Raw genomic sequence first — 22,660 nt, forward strand, 5'->3', positions numbered from 1 at the left:
AGTATTATTTAGTATTAAATTAATTTTCTAAATTTCTGGATGACTCCGTCTGCACCTGTAGGCACATATGAAAGGAGTCACTATGACTTTAGAAATCAATACTTCATCTACTTCGACCGCTGCTCTAGAGTGGTACGCTAAAGGTTATCTCACCTGTCCGATTGTTAAAGGGCAGAAGAACCCAAGCACCAACATTACGAAATGGCTTGCTAGCTTCTCTGAACAACAGATCGAACAACATTGGGAAGATCATCCAGAAGATGATGTTGCCTTGTATTGCTCTAATGGGTTGGTAGTGTTAGATGCAGATTCACCAGAATCTCAAAAAGCTATAGAAGACTTAGAGACGAAACACCAGCTGTACTCAAACCTGAAGGTACAGACTAAAAAAGGTTTTCATTACTACTATCGGCAAGATGCAGGCTTGAAAATTAAGCAAGCGGGACATAGCACAGAGAACAATCCTGAGCGAATTGATATCCGTTGCGGAAACTCATACATCATTGCTCCACCTAGTACCGATAAGGAGCTAATGGACGCTGAGATTGTTCCCTTTGATCAACTTGTAGAGCTGACACAAGCCTTTGTTGATGATCTATTGATGCACAACGGCACTGCTCCTGCGCTCAAGCTGAAATTTTTACCAACACCAGGAGCAAAAAAGAATTTTCTACCCACGTCAAAGAATGAAAAACTTCTGGCAATTCGAGCATTGATCGCACCGCTTGATCCAGATATCGGACATGACGAATGGCGAAATGTATTGATGGCTATTCATCATGCAACTGATGGCTCGGAAGAAGGACTCGCCATTGCGGATGAATGGTCAAGTGCAGGAGTTAAGTATGAGGGGACTTCAAAAATTGCATACAGATGGAATTCGTTCTCTTTGAATTCTGATGCTCAGATTACGATGGGTAGTATTTGGCACATGCTGAAAGAGCGTGGTCTAGATGCAAATCAGATTCTGAAAAAAGCGAATCTACACACCCATACAGGTGATGCCCTGGGCCATTCGTTTGTGAATGATAAGGGGGTTGTTCAAGCACTAACTTCTAATGGTTTTCCGCATCAACCAATCGGAAGATCAATACAGTTACCTGCTACTTTTGATAACTTTCATCACCTTGCTAAAGCATACGGCATTTCAATCCGATACAACGAAATTACGAAAAAGACTTCAATCGATATTCCTCATTTGAAGACCTCTATCGACAATGCAGACAACGTGAAAAGAAGTCACATTAGGAGCTTATGTTCTCTTAATAAGTATTCAAGTTCAGTTGTCAACGATTTTTGTGAAGCATTAGCAGACTTGAATGTTTATAACCCGGTTCGGGATTGGATCGCTTCCTCTCCTTGGGATGGTATTGATCGTCTTGAAGCTTTTTATGCAACGGTAGTAGCTGATGATGATTTTCCGGAGGATTTCAAAAAGACCCTAATGAAACGCTGGATGATCGGTGCTGTAGCAGCTGTATTCATGCCAAGTGGTTTTCATTGCAGGGGGGTACTGACGTTCTCAGGCAAACAAGGCCTTGGAAAAACATCATGGTTAAATTCGTTAGTTTCAGATGAGAAGTTGCGTAGTGAAGTAGTCTTAACAGGTCACTGCTTGGATGCATCAAACAAAGATTCCTTGAGTACGGCTATCAGTAATTGGCTTGTGGAGTTTGGTGAAGTTGAGGCAACTTTTAGGAAACCAGTGTCACTTCTAAAATCATTCGTAACTAATGATAAAGATATTTTTCGTCGGCCATATGCATCTGCTGATTCGACATACCCTCGACGAACTGTTTTTTTTGCATCTGTGAATGACACCAACTTTCTGAATGACATCACTGGCAACAGCCGTTGGTGGACAATTCCTATTCAGAGCGTCAATTATCAGCATGGACTTGATATGCAACAGGTTTTTGCTCAGTTCAAAGAGGAGTGCTATGACAAAGATGTTAAGTGGTATCTAACAAATGAAGAAGAAGCTCAGCTAACAATCCTGAACAAAGATGCCGAAGTTATCAGTCCGATTCGTGAATTGACATTAGCTTATTTGAATCGAGCTGAGGGTGAAGAAACTAATTTCTTGTCAGCAACTCAATTTCTCAGAGTTCTAAAAATTGAAAATCCAAAGATGGGACAAATCAAAGAGGTTCGTGTGGTTCTAAAAGAGCGCCTTGGTAAAGATAGGAAGAGCAATGGTGTACAGGGATGGGAAATTCCAATGATTGATTTTTAATCTTTATTCTTCCAGGGTAATAGGGTTGTAGGGTCGTAGTTAATAAACTTAATTGGTGTATTGGTTATATAAAGCGCAGCATTTAATGCATGTGTACTTTATAAAAACAGTAACCCTATGACCCTACTACCCTTACTCTCATGTCCAATAGAACATCCACTGCCACATGATGAAGCCCTCTGATATCGAAAAAATAATTCTAAAAGTAGCATTTTAGATTCGGCGCAAATTATTCAGAGGAACCAAACTGAATTTGGGTGTTTTTTAACAACATTTGGCCTATTTAACAGCCAATTCTTAACTACACAAGAACAACACACGATCAGAGCGACAACAAGCTCTTTACTTTCGTAAGCTTGCAGTCACATCTCTAGACAGTTTGAGGCTTGTATAAATAAACAGTATCATGAGTCCTTGCCCTACTGAGTTAGACCCCTTAACCACAGCCCCGTCGGTATTTCTTAAACTAAGAAACAGAAATCCGACCATGGATATGACTATGTATTCAGCGACATCACTCGACTTGGTGTGGTGACAGCCCCTGCGGCAGATCACACAGAAAAGAGCGAAAAACACTTAGGGAGATTGGTGTGAGATGAAATTCAGTCGAGAAAAAGCCACTGATCCCGTATCCGGGAACAAAGGGGCGAGACTCATCGCTAGGAATTACCTTTGAGTAGTTGTCAATCGCTGCATCACTCAAGCGCAAATAATTATCAAAAACGTAGAGAATGGGGTCTTCCTTGTGTCTACACGCCAGAAGAAAGAAAGTTGATGCCTGAAATTGTTTACGTTCTGACCAATGAAGCCATGGAAGGCATGGTCAAGATTGGACGCACAACCACCAGCGTAGAGCAACGCATCAGGGAGTTAGACAACACCAGCATGCCTTTACCTTTCCAGTGCTTCTATGCGGCTGAGGTTGGCAACTCCGCTTTGGTTGAAGGCAAACTGCATCGCATCTTTTCAGACAAGCGCATTCGTTCAAACCGTGAATTTTTCCGTGCAGACGCCAATCAGGTCAAAGAAGCGATTCAACTTGCGGAACTCAAAGAGGTCACGCCCAAGGTTGATGTGGTCGTGGATGCCTCCGATGTGCAAGCCTTGCAAAGAGCCGTGGCAACAGAAGAGCGCAGGACACGTCTCAGATTTTCAGAGTTGGGCATTCCTGTCGGTGCAATGTTGATCTTTACAAAAGACTCCAACGTCACCTGCACAGTGGTAGCCGATGGTAGAGTGCAATACCAAGGGCAATCGCTTTCTCCAAGTGGAGCCGCGCTAATTGCTTTGCGAAATATGGGATACCAATGGTCTTCCGTCAGTGGTAACGATTACTGGCAGTATGAGGATGAGACTCTCGCTGCCCGTCGCCTTCGTCTTGAAGATGAACAGCATTAATTTACAAGTACAACAAAAATAATGAACGCTGTAGAAATTGAAGCCGCACTATCGGACCTTTCAGTTGAGCCCTTTGACGCACAGGAATTTCCATATCAATTCCTTGCTGCCTTTGGCAACAAAGAGGTTGCTCTCAAGCGGCTACGTACTGGTAACAACAACGCTTCAGACTTGCCTAATGGCGTACTGCTACGCAACAACATCCATCTAGCAACTTGTGAGGTTGGTAAGGTTCCTGAAACATTACAAGCCCTGCGCTTAAGTCCATCTAACGCGAAAGCAAAAGCCAAATTCATTTTGGCTACCGATGGTGAAACGATTGAGGCAGAGGAATTAATTACGGGTGAGACCGTCACTTCTGCTTATACGGACTTTCCGAATCACTTCGGTATGTTCTTGCCCTTGGCTGGCATCTCCACCATCAAGGAAATCAAAGACAACCCAATTGATGTTCGTGCTACAGGACGACTCAATAAGTTGTATGTAGAGTTGCTTCGTGAGAACCCTGAATGGGCAAAGGCAGAGCGACGTGGAGACATGAACCACTTCATGTCACGACTTATTTTTTGTTTCTTTGCAGAAGACACGGGCATCTTTAACAGCACAGGTTTGTTCTCCAAGACGGTAGAACAAATGAGTGAGCGAGATGGCTCCAACGCTCATGAAGTGTTGGAGGCAGTTTTTCGTGCAATGAACATCAAGACTAAAGATCGGGCAAATGCACAACCGAAATTGCCCAATTGGGCAGGCGTATTTCCGTATGTGAACGGTGGACTGTTCTCAGGTAGCACCGAAGTACCACGCTTCAGTAGGATTGCAAGAACCTACCTTAGTCACGCAGCCAATCTGAACTGGAAAGAAATTAACCCAGACATCTTCGGCAGCATGATCCAAGCAGTTGCAGATGATGAAGAGCGTGGTGCCTTGGGTATGCACTACACCAGTGTTCCCAATATTCTCAAAGTTCTAAATCCATTGTTTTTGGATGACCTGCGAACGCAACTTGAAGTCTGTGGTGATAACAAAGCCAAATTGCTCAACTTGCGAAAGCGCATGGCCCGCATTCGCGTGTTTGATCCTGCATGTGGCTCAGGAAACTTCCTTGTTATCGCATACAAGCAGATGCGTGAAATTGAAGCAGAGATTAATCGTCGAAGAGGTGAGGAACTTCTTGGTAGTGAGATCCCTCTGACTAACTTCAGGGGTATTGAACTTCGAGACTTCCCTGCAGAAATTGCACGATTGGCTTTGATCATTGCTGAGTTCCAGTGCGATGTTCTCTACCGCGGGCAGCAAGATGCATTGGCTGAATTTTTGCCACTTGACGCCGAAAATTGGATCGTTTGTGACAACTCTTTAGTTGTTGATTGGTCAAAAATATTTCCTAAGAATGGAACTACAGTAAAAAAAGTTCGTGAAGATTTATTTGATTTGGAAGTTAATTCCAAAGAAATAGAATTTGAAAATGATGGTGGTGAAACGTATATATGTGGGAATCCGCCATTTGCTGGGCAAAAAAATAAAAATGACTCGCAGCGGCAGGATATGGATCTGGTGATGCCAAGATACATTTCCAAGTATGGTGAGTTGGATTACGTAACTGCTTTTTATATGAAGGCCGCTGACTATGTAAGTATTCATGGTGGTGTCGCAGCCTTAGTTTCTACCAATTCAATTGTGCAGGGACGTCACATTCCCATTCTTTGGCCCGCAATATTTAAACTTGGCTGTGAAATTGTTTTCGGTCATCGATCTTTTCTCTGGAAAAATAATGCCGCCAAAAATGCTTCTGTGTACTGTGTTGTAGTTGGCATTGGTAAAGATTTCACTGGAAAGCGCTTCATTTATGATGAAAATTCTAGGAAAGAAGTTAAATCAATTAATGCCTATTTGACTGAGGGTAGTTCAGTTACTGTTACAAAAAAAGACACTCCTATATCTCCTGATCTGCAAGTTATGCGATCAGGCAATATGCCGTTAGACAATGGATTTCTTTTGTTGTCTTGTGATGATCGTGAAATACTTCTACAGGAAGATCCAAGTGCGATCCTATATGTTAAAAAAATATTGGGGGCTAAGGAGATAAACCAAGGTCTTGAAAGATATTGTTTATGGATTGAAGACGGGGAAGTTCAAGATGCTTCAAAAATTACCTTCATACGTAATCGTATTGATGCATGTAGAGTTTTCAGAAAAACTTCAAGTGCCCCAGGCCTTGCTGAAACTCCGCATGCCTTCCGTGATCGCCATCGTGAAACTAGTCATTCGATTGTTTTGCCTAATTTATCATCTGAGCACAGAAACTATCGAATTCCAATCTTGACTAAAAAAGGTGTCGTAGCCTCCAACCTTGCATTAGCAATTTACGATGGTGAAATATTTCAAATTGCTGTACTTGCAAGTCGTTTGCATCATGTCTGGGTTGAAGCCGTGTGCGGAAAATTTAAACAGGATTTCAGATATTCAAATGATATGGGCTGGCATACCTTTCCTCTTCCTCAGTTAACGGAAATGCAAAAAACAGATTTAAGAAAATCTGCAGAGGAACTACTGCTTGCTCAAGAAAAATATTTCCCTAACTCTTTGAATAAAATTTATAACGATACAAATGGCGAAAATCCAATGCCAGAAGATCTCCAATTAGTCCATCAAAGAAATGATGAACTAATCGAACGAATCTACATTGGTCGCCGATTTAAAAATGACACTGAACGTTTAGGAAAACTTTTTGAGTTGTACGAAAAGATGACTGCTAACAGCACTGGCATCAAAAAAGGGAAAAAGTAATGTCCAAAGAAATGGGTAATCCCAACAATAAATTTCCTGTGCCATCTGTATCAATCAAGACGGCACACACTGGTGCAACCAACAAAGCAAATGCTCTTGGCATGCGAACAATGCAGGAGCGTGCCTATGCCAAGCGAGGCGAGCAGTACTTGCTAATAAAGTCACCTCCTGCTTCAGGCAAGTCACGCGCACTGATGTTCATTGCATTGGACAAACTGAACAACCAAGGTCTTAAGCAAGCACTTGTCGTAGTTCCTGAGCGATCAATCGGTAGCAGTTTTTCAGACGAGCAACTGACCAAATTCGGTTTTTACTGGGACTGGACAGTTGCACCGCAATGGAACCTTTGCAATGCACCAGGTGCAGATGAGCCAAGAGTCGCTAAATCAAAGGTAGATGCTGTTCGCAAGTTTTTGCAATCATCGGACAAGGTACTTGTCTGTACCCATGCCACTTTCCGTTTTGCAGTTGAAGAACTTGGCATTGAGGCGTTCGACGATCGCTTGATCGCGATTGATGAATTTCATCACGTCTCCAGTAATCCAGACAGCATTTTGGGATCACAACTCACTGAAATTATCAATAGAGATAAGACGCATGTAGTTGCAATGACCGGATCCTACTTCCGAGGCGATGGAGAGGCCGTTCTTTCTCCAGTTGACGAAGCCAAGTTCGAGACAGTCACCTACACCTACTATGAGCAACTCAATGGTTACTCATGGTTGAAGTCTTTGGATATTGGCTACTTCTTCTACACAGGTCCATATGTAAATGCAATTCATAAAGTGCTTGATCCAACGCTCAAAACAATTGTTCATATTCCTAATGTCAACGCTCGTGAAGCCCTCAAAGACAAACAAGGGGAAGTTACAAAGATCATGGAGTGTCTCGGTGAGTGGAAGCATGTTGATCCTGTAACAGGCTTTCACTTGATTGCTTCTCCAGATGGCCGAACATTGAAAGTTGCAGACTTGGTTGATGACAGTGACCCAGCACAACGAACCAAGATCCTGTCTGCTCTAAAGGATCCTGCACAAAAGAACAATCGCGACCAAGTTGACATCATCATTGCCCTTGGTATGGCCAAGGAAGGGTTCGATTGGATTTGGTGTGAACATGCGTTGACTGTTGGCTATCGAAGCAGTCTGACTGAAATTGTTCAAATCATCGGAAGAGCCACACGCGATGCAGAGGGCAAGACAAGTGCTCGCTTTACCAACTTGATTGCTGAGCCTGCCGCAGATCAAGCCCTTGTGACGGAAGCCGTTAACGACATGCTGAAAGCAATTTCCGCAAGTCTGTTGATGGAGCAAGTCCTTGCGCCACGCTACGAATTCACTCCAAAGGATGCTGGGCCTAGGGAAGGTTTTGACTACGGCCCTGAGGGGTACGAAAAGGGTAAGACAAACGTTGGTGTCAATGAAGCCACGGGCCAATATCATGTTGAAATTAACGGGCTGACAACTCCTCAAAGCAAAGAAGCCAGTCGCATTTGCAAGGAAGACCTGAATGAAGTTGTCACGACCTTCCTGCAAGACAAGACTTCTCTTGAGCAGGGACTATTTGATAAAGAGCATGTTCTGCCACAAGAGTTGACGCAACTACGTATGGGAAAGATCGTTCGCGAACGCTACCCAGACTTGAGTGATCATGACCAAGAGGCAATTCGTCAACACGCTGTGGCCGCAATGAATGTGACTCAGCAAGCCAAGTTGGAACTTTCTAAAGCGGCATCAAATGGAGAGGATGAGCCACAAGGCAGCACGGCCTTGCTGGATGGTGTGCGTAAATTCGTCAACGTGCGAGACCTTGACATTGAATTGATTGATCAGATCAACCCATTTGATGCGGCATATTCGGTCTTGGCCAAGTCAATGGATGAGAAGTTACTCAAGCAAGTACAGGCCACTATCGAAGCGAAAAAAGTCAGCATCTCAGAAGATGATGCTCGCGATTTGGCGAAACGAGCCTTGCAATTCAAAATGGAAAGAGGGCGCTTGCCCGACATCAACTCAGCGGATGCTTGGGAAAAACGCATGGCTGAAGGCGTGGCGGCATTGGCACGCTACCGAGCACAGGCTAAAGCGGCAGAGGATAAGAATAACAATGTCTAATCGAAATGACGATGATGATCTTCTAGACGCCCTTGGAGTCGTGGCTGAGCCTGTCAAGGTTGCGAGTCGTTCTGCCTTTGTAGAGCGAATCATTGCTGGCTTTGAAGACATACAACGGTTTTACGAAGAGCACAAAAGACAGCCTGTCAATTCTGAAGGGCTAGATATTTTTGAGCGACTGTATGCGGTGAGGCTTGAGCAACTTCGCAAATTACCTGAGGCACGTGCTGTACTCGTTCAGTTTGATACTCATAACCTGTTGGGCTCGCCTGCGACGCATAACGTAAAAATTGATGAACTGAGCGAAGACGCACTGCTTGCTGAACTTGGTGTTTCTGCTGAGCCGTCAAGTGCTGATGACATAACAGTTTTGCGTCATGTGAGAACAAATGCAGATCGGCAAGCGGCAGAGGAAATTGCTGACCGTACTCCATGCAAGGATTTCAAGACGTTCAAACCCTTGTTTGAGCAAGCGGAACGGGAACTGAAATCGGATACACGTAAGGCTCTTCGTTTCGGTCGCGATGCAAATATTCAACTGCATGACTTCTTCATCTTGGAAGGCCAGTTTGCTTATGTTGCCGAGATGGGTGAGTCATTCAAAACTCAGACAAGTCACACCGATGCTCGCTTGCGAGTCATCTTTGGTAATGGCACTGAGAGTAACTTGCTGCTTCGCTCGCTGCAAAAAGCCTTGTGGAAAGACGAGACTGGTCGTCGTCTGACAAGTACCGACATGGGGCCTTTGTTTGCTGATCAGGCTGAGCCAGAGGACATTGAGTCCGGCACGATCTATGTGCTTCGTAGTCAGTCAACTCATCCATACGTTACAGAGCATCGTGAATTGATTCACAAAATTGGTGTCACTGGCGGTAAGGTTGAGACACGCATCTCTGGTGCTGATAAGGATGCAACTTACCTATTGGCTGGTGTTGAAGTGATCGCAACATATAAGTTGCACAACATCAACAGAGTGAAGATGGAAAACCTTTTTCATCGTATCTTTAGTGTTGCGCAAATTGACATAAGCATTGATGACCGTTTTGGCAATCCAGTTAAGCCTAGAGAGTGGTTTCTTGTGCCTCTACAAGTGATCGATGAAGCGGTGCAACGGGTCAAAGATGGAACTATTGCTGATGTTGTCTACGATCTGAGTACTGCTGAGTTTAAGAATATTTGATATGAATAACTTTCCGAACATCTACAGTGATTCTTTCATTGACTATGCTCTGAATGTGATCAAACCACGTTTACTCGAAATGAAATTGTTGATTCAGCAAGCGGAGAGTCCATCTAAAGAAATCTTTGAGAATTCGCCTGACTTAGAGAGTTCGATTCTGAACGTGATCCTCGATTCATTGCCGACACACACTCTCTTGAGTAAACAGTTATTGGATAGTGCACAAATGCGAAATTCATTAAAGGAATTTTTACTCGGTCCTGCGCAGTTGCTAGAGGAACTTCGTGAAAAAAGTCTAAGCGTATGAAAAAAGAAACACCCTCCATACCTCCAGTGATTGATTTCCCAACAAGTCTTTTGCCTATCGTGGATAAGGTGGTTGCTCATGCAATTAAAGGAACTGCTTTACCGAAGAACTTAAGCAAGTTGGTTGATTGGTTCGAGGACGAAGGCTGGGATGACTTGTGCTCTGCATGGGCTGAAGAATTTGTCGCGCTGAAACTATTTGAAATGGCTTGGCTAAATTTTTCAGACCGAGAATTGCTGACAAATCTTGATGAGCCCATCTCAGTCACAGACGAAGAAAGACTGACTTATGCCCGTGAATTGGTTAAAAGGGCATTCGAGGAGTCAGATGGTTATGCTTGTCCAACAGTGCACGCAGTACAAATTTCCAATAAGCAAGGACAAGAGGCAATCCTTGGATGGCTCATGCCAATTCATGGACAGGGCGGACCTGTTGCTGAATTTCAAGGAGTTTTCCTAGATAAGTCGCAGTTCTATCAATCTCTGCGTGATGCTGATTATGTACTCGCACCAGAAGAAAAATCACTGAAAAATGAAACGATTTTGAGGCTGTGGGCTAAGCCGTCTAAGCCAACTCGCAATGTCACTGTCTCAGTAGCGTGGGGGAATGAATTACATGATTGCCCAATGTCCCAACGCACATGGCAAAGGGTATTGTCTGGCAATAACATAAGAAGAGTTGAATCATTTTTCTATGAAGGTAAGCGATTCAAGGCTGATTGGATGTTCAACTATTCAGGCTTTGGCTCGCTTTTAGTTACCTACGGCGATGAAGCGGTAGGTTTCGACGGCAGCCTGTCCGAAGCACAGATACTGGTAGATGACGAACCTGTCGCTTGGTTTGATGATAGTCATCATCCTGTTTAAGGGCTCGAAAGTTACACCATGACAACCTACAGTTTTACACTTGAACTATCTGAGCAAGAGTTATGGTCAGTGGAGGAGGCGCTTAAGTTCTATGTGACGCCTGAAGCCGCAAAGTTGAGGGCAGAGCGACCAGATCTAGTTCGATACGCTGGTCTTGAGCACATCTATCGAATTCTTGGGACTAAAAAACTGTATGACCAACCGCAGTTGACCAGTTCCTCATCGTTTGTTTTCTTAGGCAACAACAGCGAGTCGGACGAAAGCCACTATCAATTTGTCGACATGTTTTCTACGATTTCTCAAGCTGAAAAATTTATCTTGATTGAGGAAGTAGCCAACGCATTACTAGTGGATCCATTGCCAGAATTTGAGAGTGCTGTCTTTGCTCAGTTGTTTCATTCGCCAACCTTTCAGCAACGGGTGATTAATCAACTTTACGAAATGGTGCTTAGTGACACGCATCTAATCAAATCAATCTTAAACGTGCCCAAACATGCTTATTGGTTCCATGAGCAGGTTGCAAAGAAAATTCACTCCAAGTACTTAGGTACTTGAGAAGTCAAGGCACATGCTAATTACAGATCGGATACTTTGATGGAAGAGATGACGAAACGAATTGCACATCTAGGGTTCATTCAAGCCATCATTACTCGAATGGGGACGAATTCTTTTTTGCTGAAAGGTTGGAGTGTGACGCTCGTAGCGGCAATGTTTGCACTGGCTGTTAAAGATGCAGATAAATCATTCATGCTGCTTGCTTATTTTCCCGTTTTTGTTTTTTGGTGGCTTGACGGTTTTTTTCTCTACACTGAAAAGTTGTATAGATGCTTGTATGAGAAAGTTGCTTCCGGTGAAATCTCAAGTGACAGATTCATTCTGGATACTTCAATCGTGAGAGATGATGCTCCCAACATCTTGAGTGTTCTTTTTTCAAAGACGCTGCTCACTTTTCACATTGTCGTAGTGGGTGTAGTACTAATGGCGATGTATGTTTTAGCCATGTGATGCAGGTTCAATTAAAACTTTATGGTCTATGACAAAAAGGCAAGTGTTCTACAGTTTTCATTACGACAAAGACGTGATGCGAGTTCAACAAGTTCGTAATATTGGGGCTCTTGATGACAACAAACCAGTTGCCCCAAACAATTGGGAGCAAGTTAAACGTGCTGGTGATGCTTCCATACATAAATGGATTGATGACAACATGAGATGGCGTTCGTGTGTTGTTGTCCTTGTTGGAGAGCAAACTGCATCTCGTCGATGGGTAAAGTATGAAATCAAGAAAGCGTGGGAGGATGGAAAAGGGCTCCTTGCAGTGCGTATTCATAATTTGAAATGTCCACGTAATGGATTCGGTACTACTGGTCCAAATCCTTTTGATGGTTTGCATTTCAAGCAAGGCGATCGACTCATAGTCCCAAGAATCCACTCGCCAAATGCTCTTAATCCTCATGCTGATATTGCAGCAAATTTGGAAAACTGGATTGAGGAAGCAATTCACCAAAGGCGATACCAAACGTGATCTACGAAGTTGTTCTTGCAGATATTGCCAAGCAGGCAGACATTGAGGCGGTGGTGAACTCAGCCAATGCAAACCTGCGCTTTGGCTCGGGAGTTGCAGGGGCAATTCATAGTGCTGCTGGACCGGAACTTGAAGACTATTGCGAACCCTACGCACCGTTGCCATTTGGTGCAGCGTTGGTGACTCCAGGCTTCAACTTGCCAAACAAGTTTGTCATCCATGTTAGGGCAGCGCACTACCTAAACGATGATGAACCAGAGGCTGTCCTGCAAAAGTGTGTTCAATCAGTGGTTGCGGCAGCGAACCAAAACGCCATTACCAGTATGGCAATTCCGGCAATTGGTACAGGCGTTTTCAAGTTTCCCAAGGAACTTTCGGCGTCAATCATGGCGACTAGTTTTCGCCAGTGTTTTGAGCAGCCCACTTCGTTGCAGAAGGTCAGAATTTGTGTTGCTGATGCAGACACAAAAGCGCTGTTTGAGCGGGCATTTTTTACAGCCTGAGGCCCTCAAATTTTCCGCAAATCAGGTGTACTACAATTGAAAAATTCGCGCTGTAACCTGCAAAAATGCTGGCGGTCTATATTTTCTGGGCGTCTTCAGCTTCCAGGGTCAACTTTGGCAACGACAGGTAAATTGAGGGTTTCTAGCGTCTCAATAGCTTGTTTCAGCTGTTCGATTTGTGGGTGGGTGTAGACCCGAGCACCGATACTGCCCTGAGATTCATGGCCTAGCAGTCTGTCGATGATCGGTTCGGGAACATTCGACCTAGTTAGTGATGTACGGACGGTATGTCTAAAGCTGTGAAAAACCAATGTATCCGGTACGTCCAGTGATCGTCGGAAGCTTCCAAACCACTGGCTGAAAAAGCTCCCAGGTTTGCCATCTCGAAGTGGTAGGTCAGGCCAAAGGCTAATGCTCTTCTGAGAACTCGCATACTCAAGAAATCCTAAGCGAATCAGCTCAGAATGAATTGGAATTCTTCGAACACTGGCAGTCGTTTTTACATGTTGCCCCTCACCTTGATCGGTGATCTTGATCAAAGGTACATGTCCAGAAGTGTCGATGTCTTGCACAAGTAATTGGCAGAGTTCTGAACACCGTGCTCCTGTGTACAGCGCCAGCAGTGGTATCCAGTAAGCGGCTAATCCACCAGCTTTCTTGTCTTTCGGTAATTGTCCGTTTTGCCAGATTTCATGACCCAGCAATTTTTGAAGCCAATCGGTTGACCAGACCTGTCTAGAGGCCGTTGTTTTGCTTTTTATGTCCAACCCTACCCACGGACTTTTGGGTATCAGCTCCAAGTCCTGAGCAGCGTATTTCAACAAGCTTTTGACCCAGTTCAAGCGATCTCTAGCTGTCTTTGATGTGGTGGGCAATGTTTGTAGGAATGAGCGAAATTCATTCCCCAAGCTTCGAGTCATTTGGTTCAATGGTGGGTTGTGTGTGTGCTGCTCAAAGAGCTTAACTGCACGATTGCATGCAGCAATTGAATCAGCAGTTCTACGGCTAGCTTGAACCCAGAGGTCGTACACATCTCGAAGTAGCACAGGTTTTGCAGTGTCGGGCGTTGCAGCCTTACAGCGATTGATGTCTGTCAATATCTCTATTCTTTTCGGATGGAATGATTCGCCCCAAAGAATCTCAGCACGTTTGATCGTCCCCAAGCGTATGGCTTCACGGTGGCTACAACGGCCAAGAGAAGTTACGACTTTTCCGCTTTTGTAGCGGTCTAAAAGAGGGTGGTGAAGAGGAAGAACGACTCGGAGGTAGTAAGCGCCCCCACGATCGAAAAGACCGGTTAACTGTGCCATGTGACCATCCTGTTGGATCCAAGGTGACACAGCTGAGTGATACAAATGAACAGAATTTAGGTCCGAATTCACGGTAACCTAGTGATCTAATTCACTTTTAAAAGAATAAGGTGACGAGCCTTGACCCCGGCACTGGATTCACAGTTAGGGCTGCTTGGTTCCCCACCTGACCCGGTTGGCCGCTTCACCATGCGGGAAGGCCCGTCGGGGGTGATTGTAGGCGAGCTGGCAAGGGCTTTTCACCACGGGCCTGTTTTTTATGGTTTTACAGCCGATCGATCCAGCTCCCGTGCAATGACTTGTCCCTGGCCAAGACGGGGGTCACAGGGGCATCCCGCCAGCCCGATAGAATCAGCACCCATGTCTTACCTCGTTCTCGCGCGCAAATACCGCCCCCGCAATTTCACCGAAATGGTGGGGCAGGAGCACGTGGTACAGGCCTTGACCAATGCCTTGGTGCAGCAGCGGCTGCACCATGCCTACTTGTTCACGGGGACTCGGGGTGTGGGCAAGACCACGGTCTCGCGTATTTTGGCCAAGTCGCTCAACTGCCAAGGCGCAGACGGGCAGGGTGGCATCACCGCCCAGCCCTGTGGCGTTTGCCAGGCTTGCCGCGACATCGACGCCGGTCGCTTTGTGGACTACACCGAGCTGGATGCCGCGTCGAACCGGGGTGTGGACGAGGTGCAAAGCCTGCTGGAGCAGGCGGTCTATAAGCCTGTGCAAGGCCGCTTCAAGGTCTTCATGATCGATGAGGTGCACATGCTCACAAACACCGCGTTCAACGCAATGTTGAAGACCCTGGAAGAACCCCCCGAATATCTGAAGTTTGTGCTGGCCACGACCGACCCACAAAAAGTGCCTGTGACGGTGCTGTCGCGATGCTTGCAGTTCAACCTGCGCCCCATGGCCCCAGAGACGGTGTTTGAACACCTGACCCAAGTGTTGTCGGCCGAGCAACTGAGCGCCGAGCCGCTGGCTTTGCGCTTGCTGGCCCGCGCCGCACGCGGCTCCATGCGTGACGCGCTGAGTCTGACCGATCAGGCCATTGCCTTTGGCAACGGCCAGTTGCAAGAAGCGGGTGTTCGCCAGATGTTGGGCAGCGTGGACCGCAGCCATGTCTTGCAACTCATCCGTGCTTTGACCGATGGCGACGGGGCCACTGTGGTCAACCAGGTCAATGCCTTGCGCCTGCAAGGCGTGTCGGCCGCCGCCACGCTGGAAGACATGGCCATGCTGCTGCAGCGGATGGCCGTGATGCAGATGGTGCCCGGCATGGCACAAGACGGTGAAGACCCCGACACGCTGGGCTTGGCCGAACTGGCCGCTGCCATGCCCGCCGAAGAGACCCAATTGCTCTACAGCCTTTGCCTGCACGGCCGCACCGAGCTGGGCCTGGCCCCTGACGAGTACGCGGCGCTGACCATGGTGCTGCTGCGACTGCTGGCCTTCAAGCCATCAGCGGCAACGGCAGAAAAAAAAAGTCCGCTGACCAGCCCTAACGCCAGTTCCCGCCCTCGGGTAGAAGCGGTTGCTGCTTCCACTGCACCTCTATCAACTGGGGAATTAACGCCCAGAGCAGCCGCTGGTGCGGCGCCGTTCAGCCCTGGTGCTGCCATGCCCGTTCGCACAGAGCAGGCTGCGTCAGCGCCATCGCCGGTCAACCCGGCAGCTTCTGTGCTTGCCCGCGCGGCCTTGGATAGCCCGCCACCCGCAACCGCTGCACCCAAGACGGAGCCTGTTTTAACTTCGCCCGTTGTGCCGGCTGCCGCCCCTGCCAGCGACGAGCCACCGCCTTGGGAAGATTGGCCGGACACGACCGATTACGCGGAGCAAGACGCACTGGCCTCGGCCCCGGCCATGGCGGCCCCATCTGCGCCCGCGTTGCGCGCTTTGCCCGTTCGTGAAGCGCCCGCGCCATCGGCCCGGCTGGACATGCCCCGAACAGCTGCCCCTGTTGCGGTGCAGGCCACGCCCGAAGGCGATGTCTGGCTGAACGTGGTGCAAGGCCTGTTGGACCAGGAAGCCATTACCGCGCTGGTGCGCGAGTTGGCGCTGCAGTCGCAACTGCTCGGCCGCGATGGTGCGCAGTGGCAGCTGCGCGTGGAGCGCGAAACCCTGAACCACACCGCCAGCCGCGAACGCTTGCAGGCAGCTTTGCTTGCAGCGGGGCATGGCGATGTGAAGCTGCACATCGAAATCGGCCCGGTGAGCGACAGTCCGGCTCGTCGCTTGGCGGTGAAAGCTGCCGAAAAAATGCAGGCCGCGCAAGAGCTCATTCAAAACGACCCCTTGGTGCAGGCCATGGTGCGTGATTTCGGGGCCAAAATCGTGCCCGGCAGCATCCAGCTGATTTAATTTCTCCCCCCCTCATTTCTCATTTCATTTCTAAGGAAACACCATGTTCAACAAAGGACAACTCGCCGGCCTCATGAAGCAGGCCCAGGCCATGCAGGACAACCTGAAAAAAGCCCAGGACGAACTGGCTTTTGTCGAGGTCGAGGGCCAGTCCGGTTCGGGTATGGTCAAGGTGCTGATGACCTGCAAGCACAGTGTGCGCCGTGTGACCATCGACCCCAGCTTGCTGGCCGATGACAAGGACATGTTGGAGGACCTGGTGGCGGCCGCCTTCAACGATGCCGTGCGCATGGCCGAAGAGGTCTCGCAGCAAAAAATGGGCAAGCTCACCGCTGGTTTGCCACCGGGCATGAAACTGCCTTTCTGAGCGTCTGAACATGGCCGACACCCACGCCCTTGCCACTTTGGTGCAAGCCCTCAAGGGCTTGCCTGGGGTGGGCATCAAGTCGGCCCAGCGCATGGCTTTTCAGTTGCTGCAAAACGACCGGGCTACGGCGCGGCAACTGGCCGCTGCTTTGAACAACGCGGTGGACAACATCCGCCACTGCGAGAGCTGCCACACCTTCACCGAAGCACTATTGTGTGACACCTGTCTGGATGCTTCGCGTGACCGCACCCAGCTGTGCGTGATTGAAACCCCAGCAGACCAGTCGGCCATCGAGCGCACAGGCACCTATCGGGGTTTGTATTTTGTGCTCATGGGCAAGCTCAGCCCGCTCGACGGCATTGGCCCGCACGACATTGGCCTGGCCAAACTCAAAAAACGCGTGGCCGATGGCGTCTTGACTGAGGTGATTTTGGCCACCAACTTCACTGCCGAGGGCGAGGCCACTGCGCATGTGATCTCCGAGATGATCCGCCAGCAAGGCCTGCGGGTCACCCGCCTGGCGCGGGGCGTGCCAGCGGGCAGCGAGCTGGAATATGTGGACTTGGGCACCATCGCCCACGCCTTGGTCGATCGGCGCTGACCTTTCTGAGCAGCCCCGCTCATTGGGTCGCTTGGCGACTTGGGGGATTCAAGTCCTTGTGTTGGGGACTTGTCAATTACCGGCAATCCATTACGTGAAAACCCGCTCGGGATCAATCCCGATGCGCGATACATGGCGTCTGATTAAGCTGCAAGCTTGTTCATTTCTTTCTTGGAGTGATGCGGGTGAATTCAGCCCAACCCTCTCGCCGATCGCTGTTGCTGGCTGCTGTGTCAACGCTGGCCGCCACGCAAGCGCCCGCTGCCCGCGCGTCAGAGGTTGGACGAGCCTTGCCGCGTGTGCGTCTGGCCCTGGCCGCCAGCCAAAGCCTGTACCACTTGCCTTTGACCCTGGCCGATCGGTTGGGATTTTTCCGCCAAGCGGGCGTGCAATTGGAGTGGTTGCCTCAGGAGTCGGGCGCCAAAGCCTTGAGTCTGGCCTTGTCAGGTCAGGCCGATGTGATGGCGGGCGCTTACGAACACCTTTTTGGCCTGCACCTGAAGGGGGTCAATTTCCAAAGTTTTGTGCAAATCAGTCGCACGCCGCAGGTGAGTTTGGGTGGCAGCACACGCAGTGGCGTGGCCTGGCGTTCGTTTGCCGATATCCGAGGGGCGCGTCTGGGCATCTCGGCGCTGGACTCCACCACCCATTGGATGGCGTCTCATTGGTTGCTTCGGCATGGTTTGTCCACCGAGGATGTGGTGTTTGTCCCGGTGGGGTCTTCACAGGGCGTCATCGAGGCTCTGCGCAGCGGCAGCATCGATGCCCTGTGCAATCCCGACCCAGTGATGCATTGGCTGGAGCAAAAAAACGACGTTCGATTGCTGGGTGATGCCCGGACATTGCAGGGCACACGCCAGCTGATGGGGGGCGCTGTGCCCGGAGCCAGCTTGTATGCACATGCTGATTTTCTGCAGCAGCACCCCGAACGGGCGCAGGCCTTGAGTGATGGTGTGGTGCAGGCTCTCAAGTGGCTGCAGACGGCGGGCTTGACCGACATTTTGAAGACGGTACCCAGCAGCCACTGGATGGGGGATCGGGCTATGTATTTGGGGGCTTTTCAAAAGCTGCGAGAGTCTTACGCTGTGGATGGTTGGGTGCGTGCCGAAGACGTGGCCCATGCTTGGCGGGCCCACGCGAAGCTCATGAAGTTGTCCGGCACTTTAGGCCCCAGGCCAATCTTGCCTGAGCGCACATTCACCAATGCGTTTGTGAACAAATCCCGCGCCCGCTAAGGCCTGCCCCAGCCGTGCGCGTTGGGATTTGCTGTGTCCAGAGCGTTGGCCTGATCAGCGTTTGGGCGTTGTCTTGGCCGGTGTTCGGGTGCCTCGGACGGCGGCCTTGGCAGGGGCTTTGCCGCGCTGCACCGCAGCCCGGCGTGGCGACGATTTGACAGGCCGGCGTGATGCCTTTGCGGGCACATAAATGCTCAGCTTTTGCCCGTTGGACAGCTTGGCATTGGGCTGGAGGCGGTTCCAGTCGGCCACGTTGGCGGCACTCACGCCGTGACGAGATGCCAGGCGCGCCAGGGTGTCGCCAGCGCGGGCCTTGACCCTGATCTTGCGCAGCACCACCTCGGGTGCCAGCAACAGGAGGCCGTTGTCGGCCAGGTGTTCGGTCACATCGTTGTCCAGCTTGCCTTGGCGAGGCACCAGCAGCGTGGAGCCAGCCCGCACCAGCATGCGGGCTGGAATGCCGTTGACGCTGCGCAACTGCTCGGCCGACATGCCCACCAGCTTAGCCACCTCGTCGGGCCGCATGGTGCGCGGTGCTTGCCAGGCCGTCCAACTCGACAGACGCCTGTCGGGGCGCGCTTGCAAGTTGGTTTCAAACACGGTGGCGTTGTCCCAGGGCAGCAGAATGTGTGGTGTGCCCGCCGCCAAAATCACAGGGCGGTTCATGGCCGGGTTCAGGGCCTTGAAGTCATCCAGGCTCACGTTGGCCAGTTTGGCGGCCATGGCCACATCGATGTCGCGCTCAATGGCCACGCTCTTGAAGTAGGGGTGGTTCTGGATCAGTGGTAACTCGGTGTTGAAGGCCTCGGGCCGAGCCACAATGTTTTTGACCGCCTGCAATTTGGGCACATAAAAGCGCGTCTCATTGGGCATGCGCAGGTCACTGTAAGTCAGTGGTTTGCCTTGCGCTTTGTTGCGCGCGAGGGCCCGGCCAACGCTGCCTTCGCCCCAGTTGTAGGCGGCCAGTGCCAGGTGCCAATCACCAAACATGGTGTAGAGCTTTTGCAGGTAGTCGAGTGCCGCGCGGGTCGATTCCAGGACATCGCGGCGCTCGTCTCTGAACAGATTTTGTTTCAGGTCGAAATACTTGCCTGTGGCCGGCATGAATTGCCACATGCCTGCGGCCTTGGCACTTGAAACGGCCTGTGGGTTGAATGCCGACTCGATGAAGGGCAACAAGGCCAACTCCATGGGCATGTTCCTGCGCTCGAGCTCTTCAACAATGTGAAACAGATAGGGGCGTGAGCGCTCTGTCATGCGCAGCATGTAATCGGGCCGACTGGCGTACCACTGCTCGCGGTTGCGCACCAGGTCGTTGTCCAGGTCCGGCATAGCAAAGCCGCGGCGGATGCGCTCCCAGATGTCTTTTTGCTCTTGGAGGCCAAGCACGGAGTGGGCTTTGAGGTCCACTGGATGCTCCGATTTCATTTCAGCCACCTCAGGCGCGTGAGGGACCAAAGGAACGGTGACCGGCGCAGGCGGTTGAGCGGAGGTGGGCGCCTGGGAAGTCGTGGTCTCGGGCGGGCGCTCGATGGGGGCCTGCTGTGAGGTCTGCGTTGGCAGGGAGGTGGCGCAACCGGTGACCACTGCGGCCAGCAGCAAAACCCAGCTGGAGCGAATGAGGCGGTCTGGGACGAGGGTGATCAGGTTCATCGGAAGTCGTTTTTCCATTGGCGCAGGGCTGCAAAAGTGGTCACATCGTCCACGGCCAGGCGGTCACGCTGGCGCACGGGGGCGGCCACTGTGGACAGGCGGCTTCGTAAAAAGGGGTTGATGGCGCGCTCAGTGTGCAGCGCCACGGGCAAGGTTGGCAGGGATTGGTTGCGCATCTGGGTGCACTGGGCCCAGTGGGCTTGCAGCGCCAGGTTCTCCGGTTCGACGGCCAGCGCAAATTTCAGGTTCGACAAGGTGTACTCGTGGGCGCAGCACACCCGCGTGGCACCAGGCAAGGCGGCCAAGCGGTCCAGCGAGTCCAGCATTTGGGCAGGCGTGCCTTCAAACAAACGCCCACACCCGCCAGAAAACAGGGTGTCCCCGCAAAAAAGCAGTGGCTCCTGGCCCATGGGCTGCGCCCAAAAGGCAATGTGGCCCAGGGTGTGGCCAGGCACTTCATGCACCTGCAATGCCAGGCCATGCCAGTCAAATTGGTCACCTTGCTGAAGGCCTTGGGTGGGCACGGGCATTTGCTCGAGGGCGGGGCCCAGCACGCGCGCGCCGGTGTTGGCAACCAGCTCAACCAAGCCGCCCGTGTGATCGGCGTGGTGGTGCGTGACTAGAATCGTGTCCAATTGCAAACCCGGATGCGCTTGCAGCCAGGCCAGCACGGGCGCACTGTCGCCGGGGTCTACCACCAGGGCGTGGCGGTCGGTGTGCAACAACCAAATGTAGTTGTCTGCGAAAGCGGGCAGGGCAATGAGTTTCATGGAGCGTTCGATTATAGAAAGCCAACACCCCGCGCCCGCCTGGTTGGCCCATTTGGGTCAGCCGGTGGCCTCGCGTTTGCTGGCCTGGGAGCAAGCCCAGGCCGATGCGTTGCTGGCCGACGTCTTTGGCTACCACGCGGTGCAGCTGGGCTGGCCCGAGTTGCAGGCCTTGCGCCACAACCGTATGCCCCACCGCTGGCATGCGGGCGCCGAGTTCGAATGGCCTCAAGAGCAAAAGGCCATAACGGCGCCTGTCGTGCAAGTTGTGCCGCAGGCACAGCCCTGCGAGCCTGACCTTTGTGTCCCAACGGGCCCCGATGTCTGGCTCGACAGCCGGGCTTGGCCTTGGCAAGCCGACAGCCTGGACTTGGTGGTCTTGCCGCACACATTGGAGCGCTCGGCCGATCCTCATGCCTGTTTGCGAGAGGTCGAGCGGGTGCTGATTCCCGAAGGGCAAGTGCTGATCACGGGTCTCAATCCCATGAGCCTGTGGGGCTGGCCCCCACAACGCGGGGGCCAGCGCAAGCTCGCAGGGGCTTCGGTGCAGCACCTGATCGCTTACCGGCGATTGCGCGATTGGTTGCGCTTGCTGGGTTTTGAGGTGCAGGTCAGCCGCTTTGGGGGCTGGTCTCCGGCCTTGACCAGTGAGCGCTGGATGCAGCGCATGGGCTGGATGGAGCGTGCGGGTGAGCGTTGGTGGCCGATTTTGGGGGGCGTTTATTTGTTGATGGCCACCAAACGTGTACCCGGGGGGCGCTGGTTGCCAGCGCGTCAATGGCGCACGTTACGATCGCCCGCTGCAGCGGCCGCACCCGTGGCCCGCTCCGATACCCTCATGGGCCATCCTACGGCCGAGAAAGAAGCTTTTGACCCACGTTGAAATTCACACCGATGGTGCCTGCAAGGGCAATCCCGGCCCCGGCGGCTGGGGCGTTCGCCTGCAGTCGGGCCAGCATGTTCAGGAACTGTTTGGCGGTGAGCTGAACACCACCAACAACCGCATGGAGATGATGGCCGTCATCGAGGGCCTGCTCGCGCTCAAGCGCCCTTGCCAAGTCACGCTGTACCTGGACAGCGAATATGTGCGCAAAGGCATCACCGAGTGGATCCATGGCTGGAAAGCCCGAGGCTGGCGCACAGCGGCCAAACAACCTGTCAAAAATGCCGACCTGTGGCAAAAATTGGACAGTGTGGTGTCCGCTGCGGGACATCAAATCGACTGGCGTTGGGTCAAGGGCCACAACGGCGATCCGGGTAACGAACGGGCCGATGCACTTGCCAATCAAGGTGTAGACAAAGCCTTGGGCCGCTAATTGACCTGTCCAAACCTTGCGCGCACGACCCGGTTCTTGCCGCGCGCCAACGGTTAGATCAGATGGATGGGCCTGCTGGCTGTGGGGAAAAGGCTTGTGCGCTGTTACATTGCGGAAGTCTTGGCGAATGCAACCTGAGA

At 50.8% G+C, this 22,660-nt stretch carries 20 protein-coding genes and 1 other RNA gene; 17 read left to right on the forward strand and 4 right to left on the reverse strand.

Features of this window, described 5'->3' with window-relative positions; translation table 11 throughout:
• Positions 1–82 precede the first annotated feature (82 nt).
• The 11 genes from B9Z50_RS12020 to B9Z50_RS12065 all read left to right on the forward strand — a co-directional run bounded on the left by B9Z50_RS12020 (position 83) and on the right by B9Z50_RS12065 (position 12,913).
• Positions 83–2,236: a VapE domain-containing protein gene (locus B9Z50_RS12020; RefSeq protein WP_158270672.1), complete on the forward strand. Its 2,154-nt coding sequence runs from the start codon at positions 83–85 to the stop codon at positions 2,234–2,236.
• Between the two features lie 774 nt (positions 2,237–3,010).
• Entirely contained in the window at positions 3,011–3,634 is a 624-nt protein-coding gene (locus B9Z50_RS12025) for a GIY-YIG nuclease family protein (RefSeq protein ID WP_108364669.1), read from the forward strand.
• A gap of 21 nt (positions 3,635–3,655) precedes the next feature.
• On the forward strand, positions 3,656–6,421 hold the full coding sequence (locus B9Z50_RS12030) for a DNA methyltransferase (RefSeq protein WP_108364671.1): 2,766 nt from the start codon (positions 3,656–3,658) through the stop codon (positions 6,419–6,421).
• Positions 6,421–8,535, forward strand: a complete 2,115-nt coding sequence (locus B9Z50_RS12035) for a DEAD/DEAH box helicase (RefSeq protein WP_108364673.1) — start codon at positions 6,421–6,423, stop codon at positions 8,533–8,535. The genes B9Z50_RS12030 and B9Z50_RS12035 overlap by 1 nt, the downstream gene beginning before the upstream one ends.
• On the forward strand, positions 8,528–9,715 hold the full coding sequence (locus B9Z50_RS12040) for a GIY-YIG nuclease family protein (protein ID WP_108364675.1): 1,188 nt from the start codon (positions 8,528–8,530) through the stop codon (positions 9,713–9,715). Before B9Z50_RS12035 ends, B9Z50_RS12040 begins: the two co-directional genes overlap by 8 nt.
• A 1-nt stretch (position 9,716) precedes the next feature.
• Positions 9,717–10,022 carry a hypothetical protein gene (locus tag B9Z50_RS12045; RefSeq protein WP_108364677.1) on the forward strand — a complete coding sequence of 102 codons (306 nt, stop codon included), beginning with the start codon at positions 9,717–9,719 and terminating at the stop codon, positions 10,020–10,022.
• The gene (locus B9Z50_RS17465; RefSeq protein ID WP_146183203.1) at positions 10,019–10,888 is read left to right on the forward strand and encodes a hypothetical protein; all 870 of its coding nucleotides are present in this window, start codon (positions 10,019–10,021) and stop codon (positions 10,886–10,888) included. Before B9Z50_RS12045 ends, B9Z50_RS17465 begins: the two co-directional genes overlap by 4 nt.
• Positions 10,889–10,906: 18 nt before the next feature.
• The gene (locus B9Z50_RS12050) at positions 10,907–11,443 is read left to right on the forward strand and encodes a hypothetical protein (protein ID WP_108364679.1); all 537 of its coding nucleotides are present in this window, start codon (positions 10,907–10,909) and stop codon (positions 11,441–11,443) included.
• 39 nt (positions 11,444–11,482) lie between these two features.
• A complete protein-coding gene (locus tag B9Z50_RS12055; protein ID WP_108364681.1) occupies positions 11,483–11,893 on the forward strand; it encodes a hypothetical protein in 411 nt (136 codons plus the stop codon).
• Between the two features lie 28 nt (positions 11,894–11,921).
• Positions 11,922–12,410 (forward strand): TIR domain-containing protein, encoded by a 489-nt coding sequence (locus tag B9Z50_RS12060; RefSeq protein WP_108364683.1) that lies wholly within the window; start codon positions 11,922–11,924, stop codon positions 12,408–12,410.
• Positions 12,407–12,913: a macro domain-containing protein gene (locus B9Z50_RS12065; RefSeq protein ID WP_158270673.1), complete on the forward strand. Its 507-nt coding sequence runs from the start codon at positions 12,407–12,409 to the stop codon at positions 12,911–12,913. Before B9Z50_RS12060 ends, B9Z50_RS12065 begins: the two co-directional genes overlap by 4 nt.
• Positions 12,914–13,008: 95 nt before the next feature.
• Here the strand turns inward: B9Z50_RS12065 and B9Z50_RS12070 are convergent, their stop codons facing one another.
• Positions 13,009–14,223, reverse strand: a complete 1,215-nt coding sequence (locus tag B9Z50_RS12070) for a site-specific integrase (RefSeq protein WP_108364687.1) — start codon at positions 14,221–14,223, stop codon at positions 13,009–13,011.
• 109 nt (positions 14,224–14,332) lie between these two features.
• An RNA gene (gene ffs, locus B9Z50_RS12075) (signal recognition particle sRNA small type) lies at positions 14,333–14,429 on the reverse strand.
• A 154-nt stretch (positions 14,430–14,583) separates the two neighbouring features.
• Between ffs and dnaX the strand changes: the two genes are divergently transcribed.
• From dnaX to B9Z50_RS12095, 4 genes are all read left to right on the forward strand, one after another.
• Positions 14,584–16,581: a DNA polymerase III subunit gamma/tau gene (gene dnaX, locus B9Z50_RS12080; RefSeq protein WP_108364689.1), complete on the forward strand. Its 1,998-nt coding sequence runs from the start codon at positions 14,584–14,586 to the stop codon at positions 16,579–16,581.
• 43 nt (positions 16,582–16,624) lie between these two features.
• Positions 16,625–16,948 carry a YbaB/EbfC family nucleoid-associated protein gene (locus B9Z50_RS12085; RefSeq protein ID WP_019429347.1) on the forward strand — a complete coding sequence of 108 codons (324 nt, stop codon included), beginning with the start codon at positions 16,625–16,627 and terminating at the stop codon, positions 16,946–16,948.
• Positions 16,949–16,958: 10 nt separating this feature from the next.
• Positions 16,959–17,549 (forward strand): recombination mediator RecR, encoded by a 591-nt coding sequence (recR, locus tag B9Z50_RS12090; protein ID WP_108364691.1) that lies wholly within the window; start codon positions 16,959–16,961, stop codon positions 17,547–17,549.
• Between the two features lie 185 nt (positions 17,550–17,734).
• Positions 17,735–18,784, forward strand: coding sequence for an ABC transporter substrate-binding protein (locus tag B9Z50_RS12095; protein ID WP_233249849.1), 1,050 nt, complete (start codon positions 17,735–17,737; stop codon positions 18,782–18,784).
• 54 nt (positions 18,785–18,838) lie between these two features.
• Here the strand turns inward: B9Z50_RS12095 and B9Z50_RS12100 are convergent, their stop codons facing one another.
• Together B9Z50_RS12100 and gloB are read right to left on the reverse strand one after the other, a co-directional pair.
• Positions 18,839–20,437 (reverse strand): transglycosylase SLT domain-containing protein, encoded by a 1,599-nt coding sequence (locus tag B9Z50_RS12100; RefSeq protein ID WP_108364693.1) that lies wholly within the window; start codon positions 20,435–20,437, stop codon positions 18,839–18,841.
• Positions 20,434–21,207, reverse strand: a complete 774-nt coding sequence (gene gloB / locus B9Z50_RS12105) for a hydroxyacylglutathione hydrolase (protein WP_108364695.1) — start codon at positions 21,205–21,207, stop codon at positions 20,434–20,436. The genes B9Z50_RS12100 and gloB overlap by 4 nt, the downstream gene beginning before the upstream one ends.
• Here gloB and B9Z50_RS12110 point away from each other — a divergent pair.
• A complete protein-coding gene (locus tag B9Z50_RS12110) occupies positions 21,206–22,087 on the forward strand; it encodes a class I SAM-dependent methyltransferase (protein ID WP_108364697.1) in 882 nt (293 codons plus the stop codon). The two genes, gloB and B9Z50_RS12110, sit on opposite strands and share 2 nt — an antisense overlap.
• On the forward strand, positions 22,074–22,520 hold the full coding sequence (rnhA, locus tag B9Z50_RS12115; RefSeq protein WP_108364699.1) for a ribonuclease HI: 447 nt from the start codon (positions 22,074–22,076) through the stop codon (positions 22,518–22,520). Before B9Z50_RS12110 ends, rnhA begins: the two co-directional genes overlap by 14 nt.
• Positions 22,521–22,660: the final 140 nt, after the last annotated feature.

It is taken from the genome of Limnohabitans sp. Bal53, assembly GCF_003063355.1.
In the GTDB taxonomy this organism is placed as follows: domain Bacteria; phylum Pseudomonadota; class Gammaproteobacteria; order Burkholderiales; family Burkholderiaceae_C; genus Limnohabitans_A.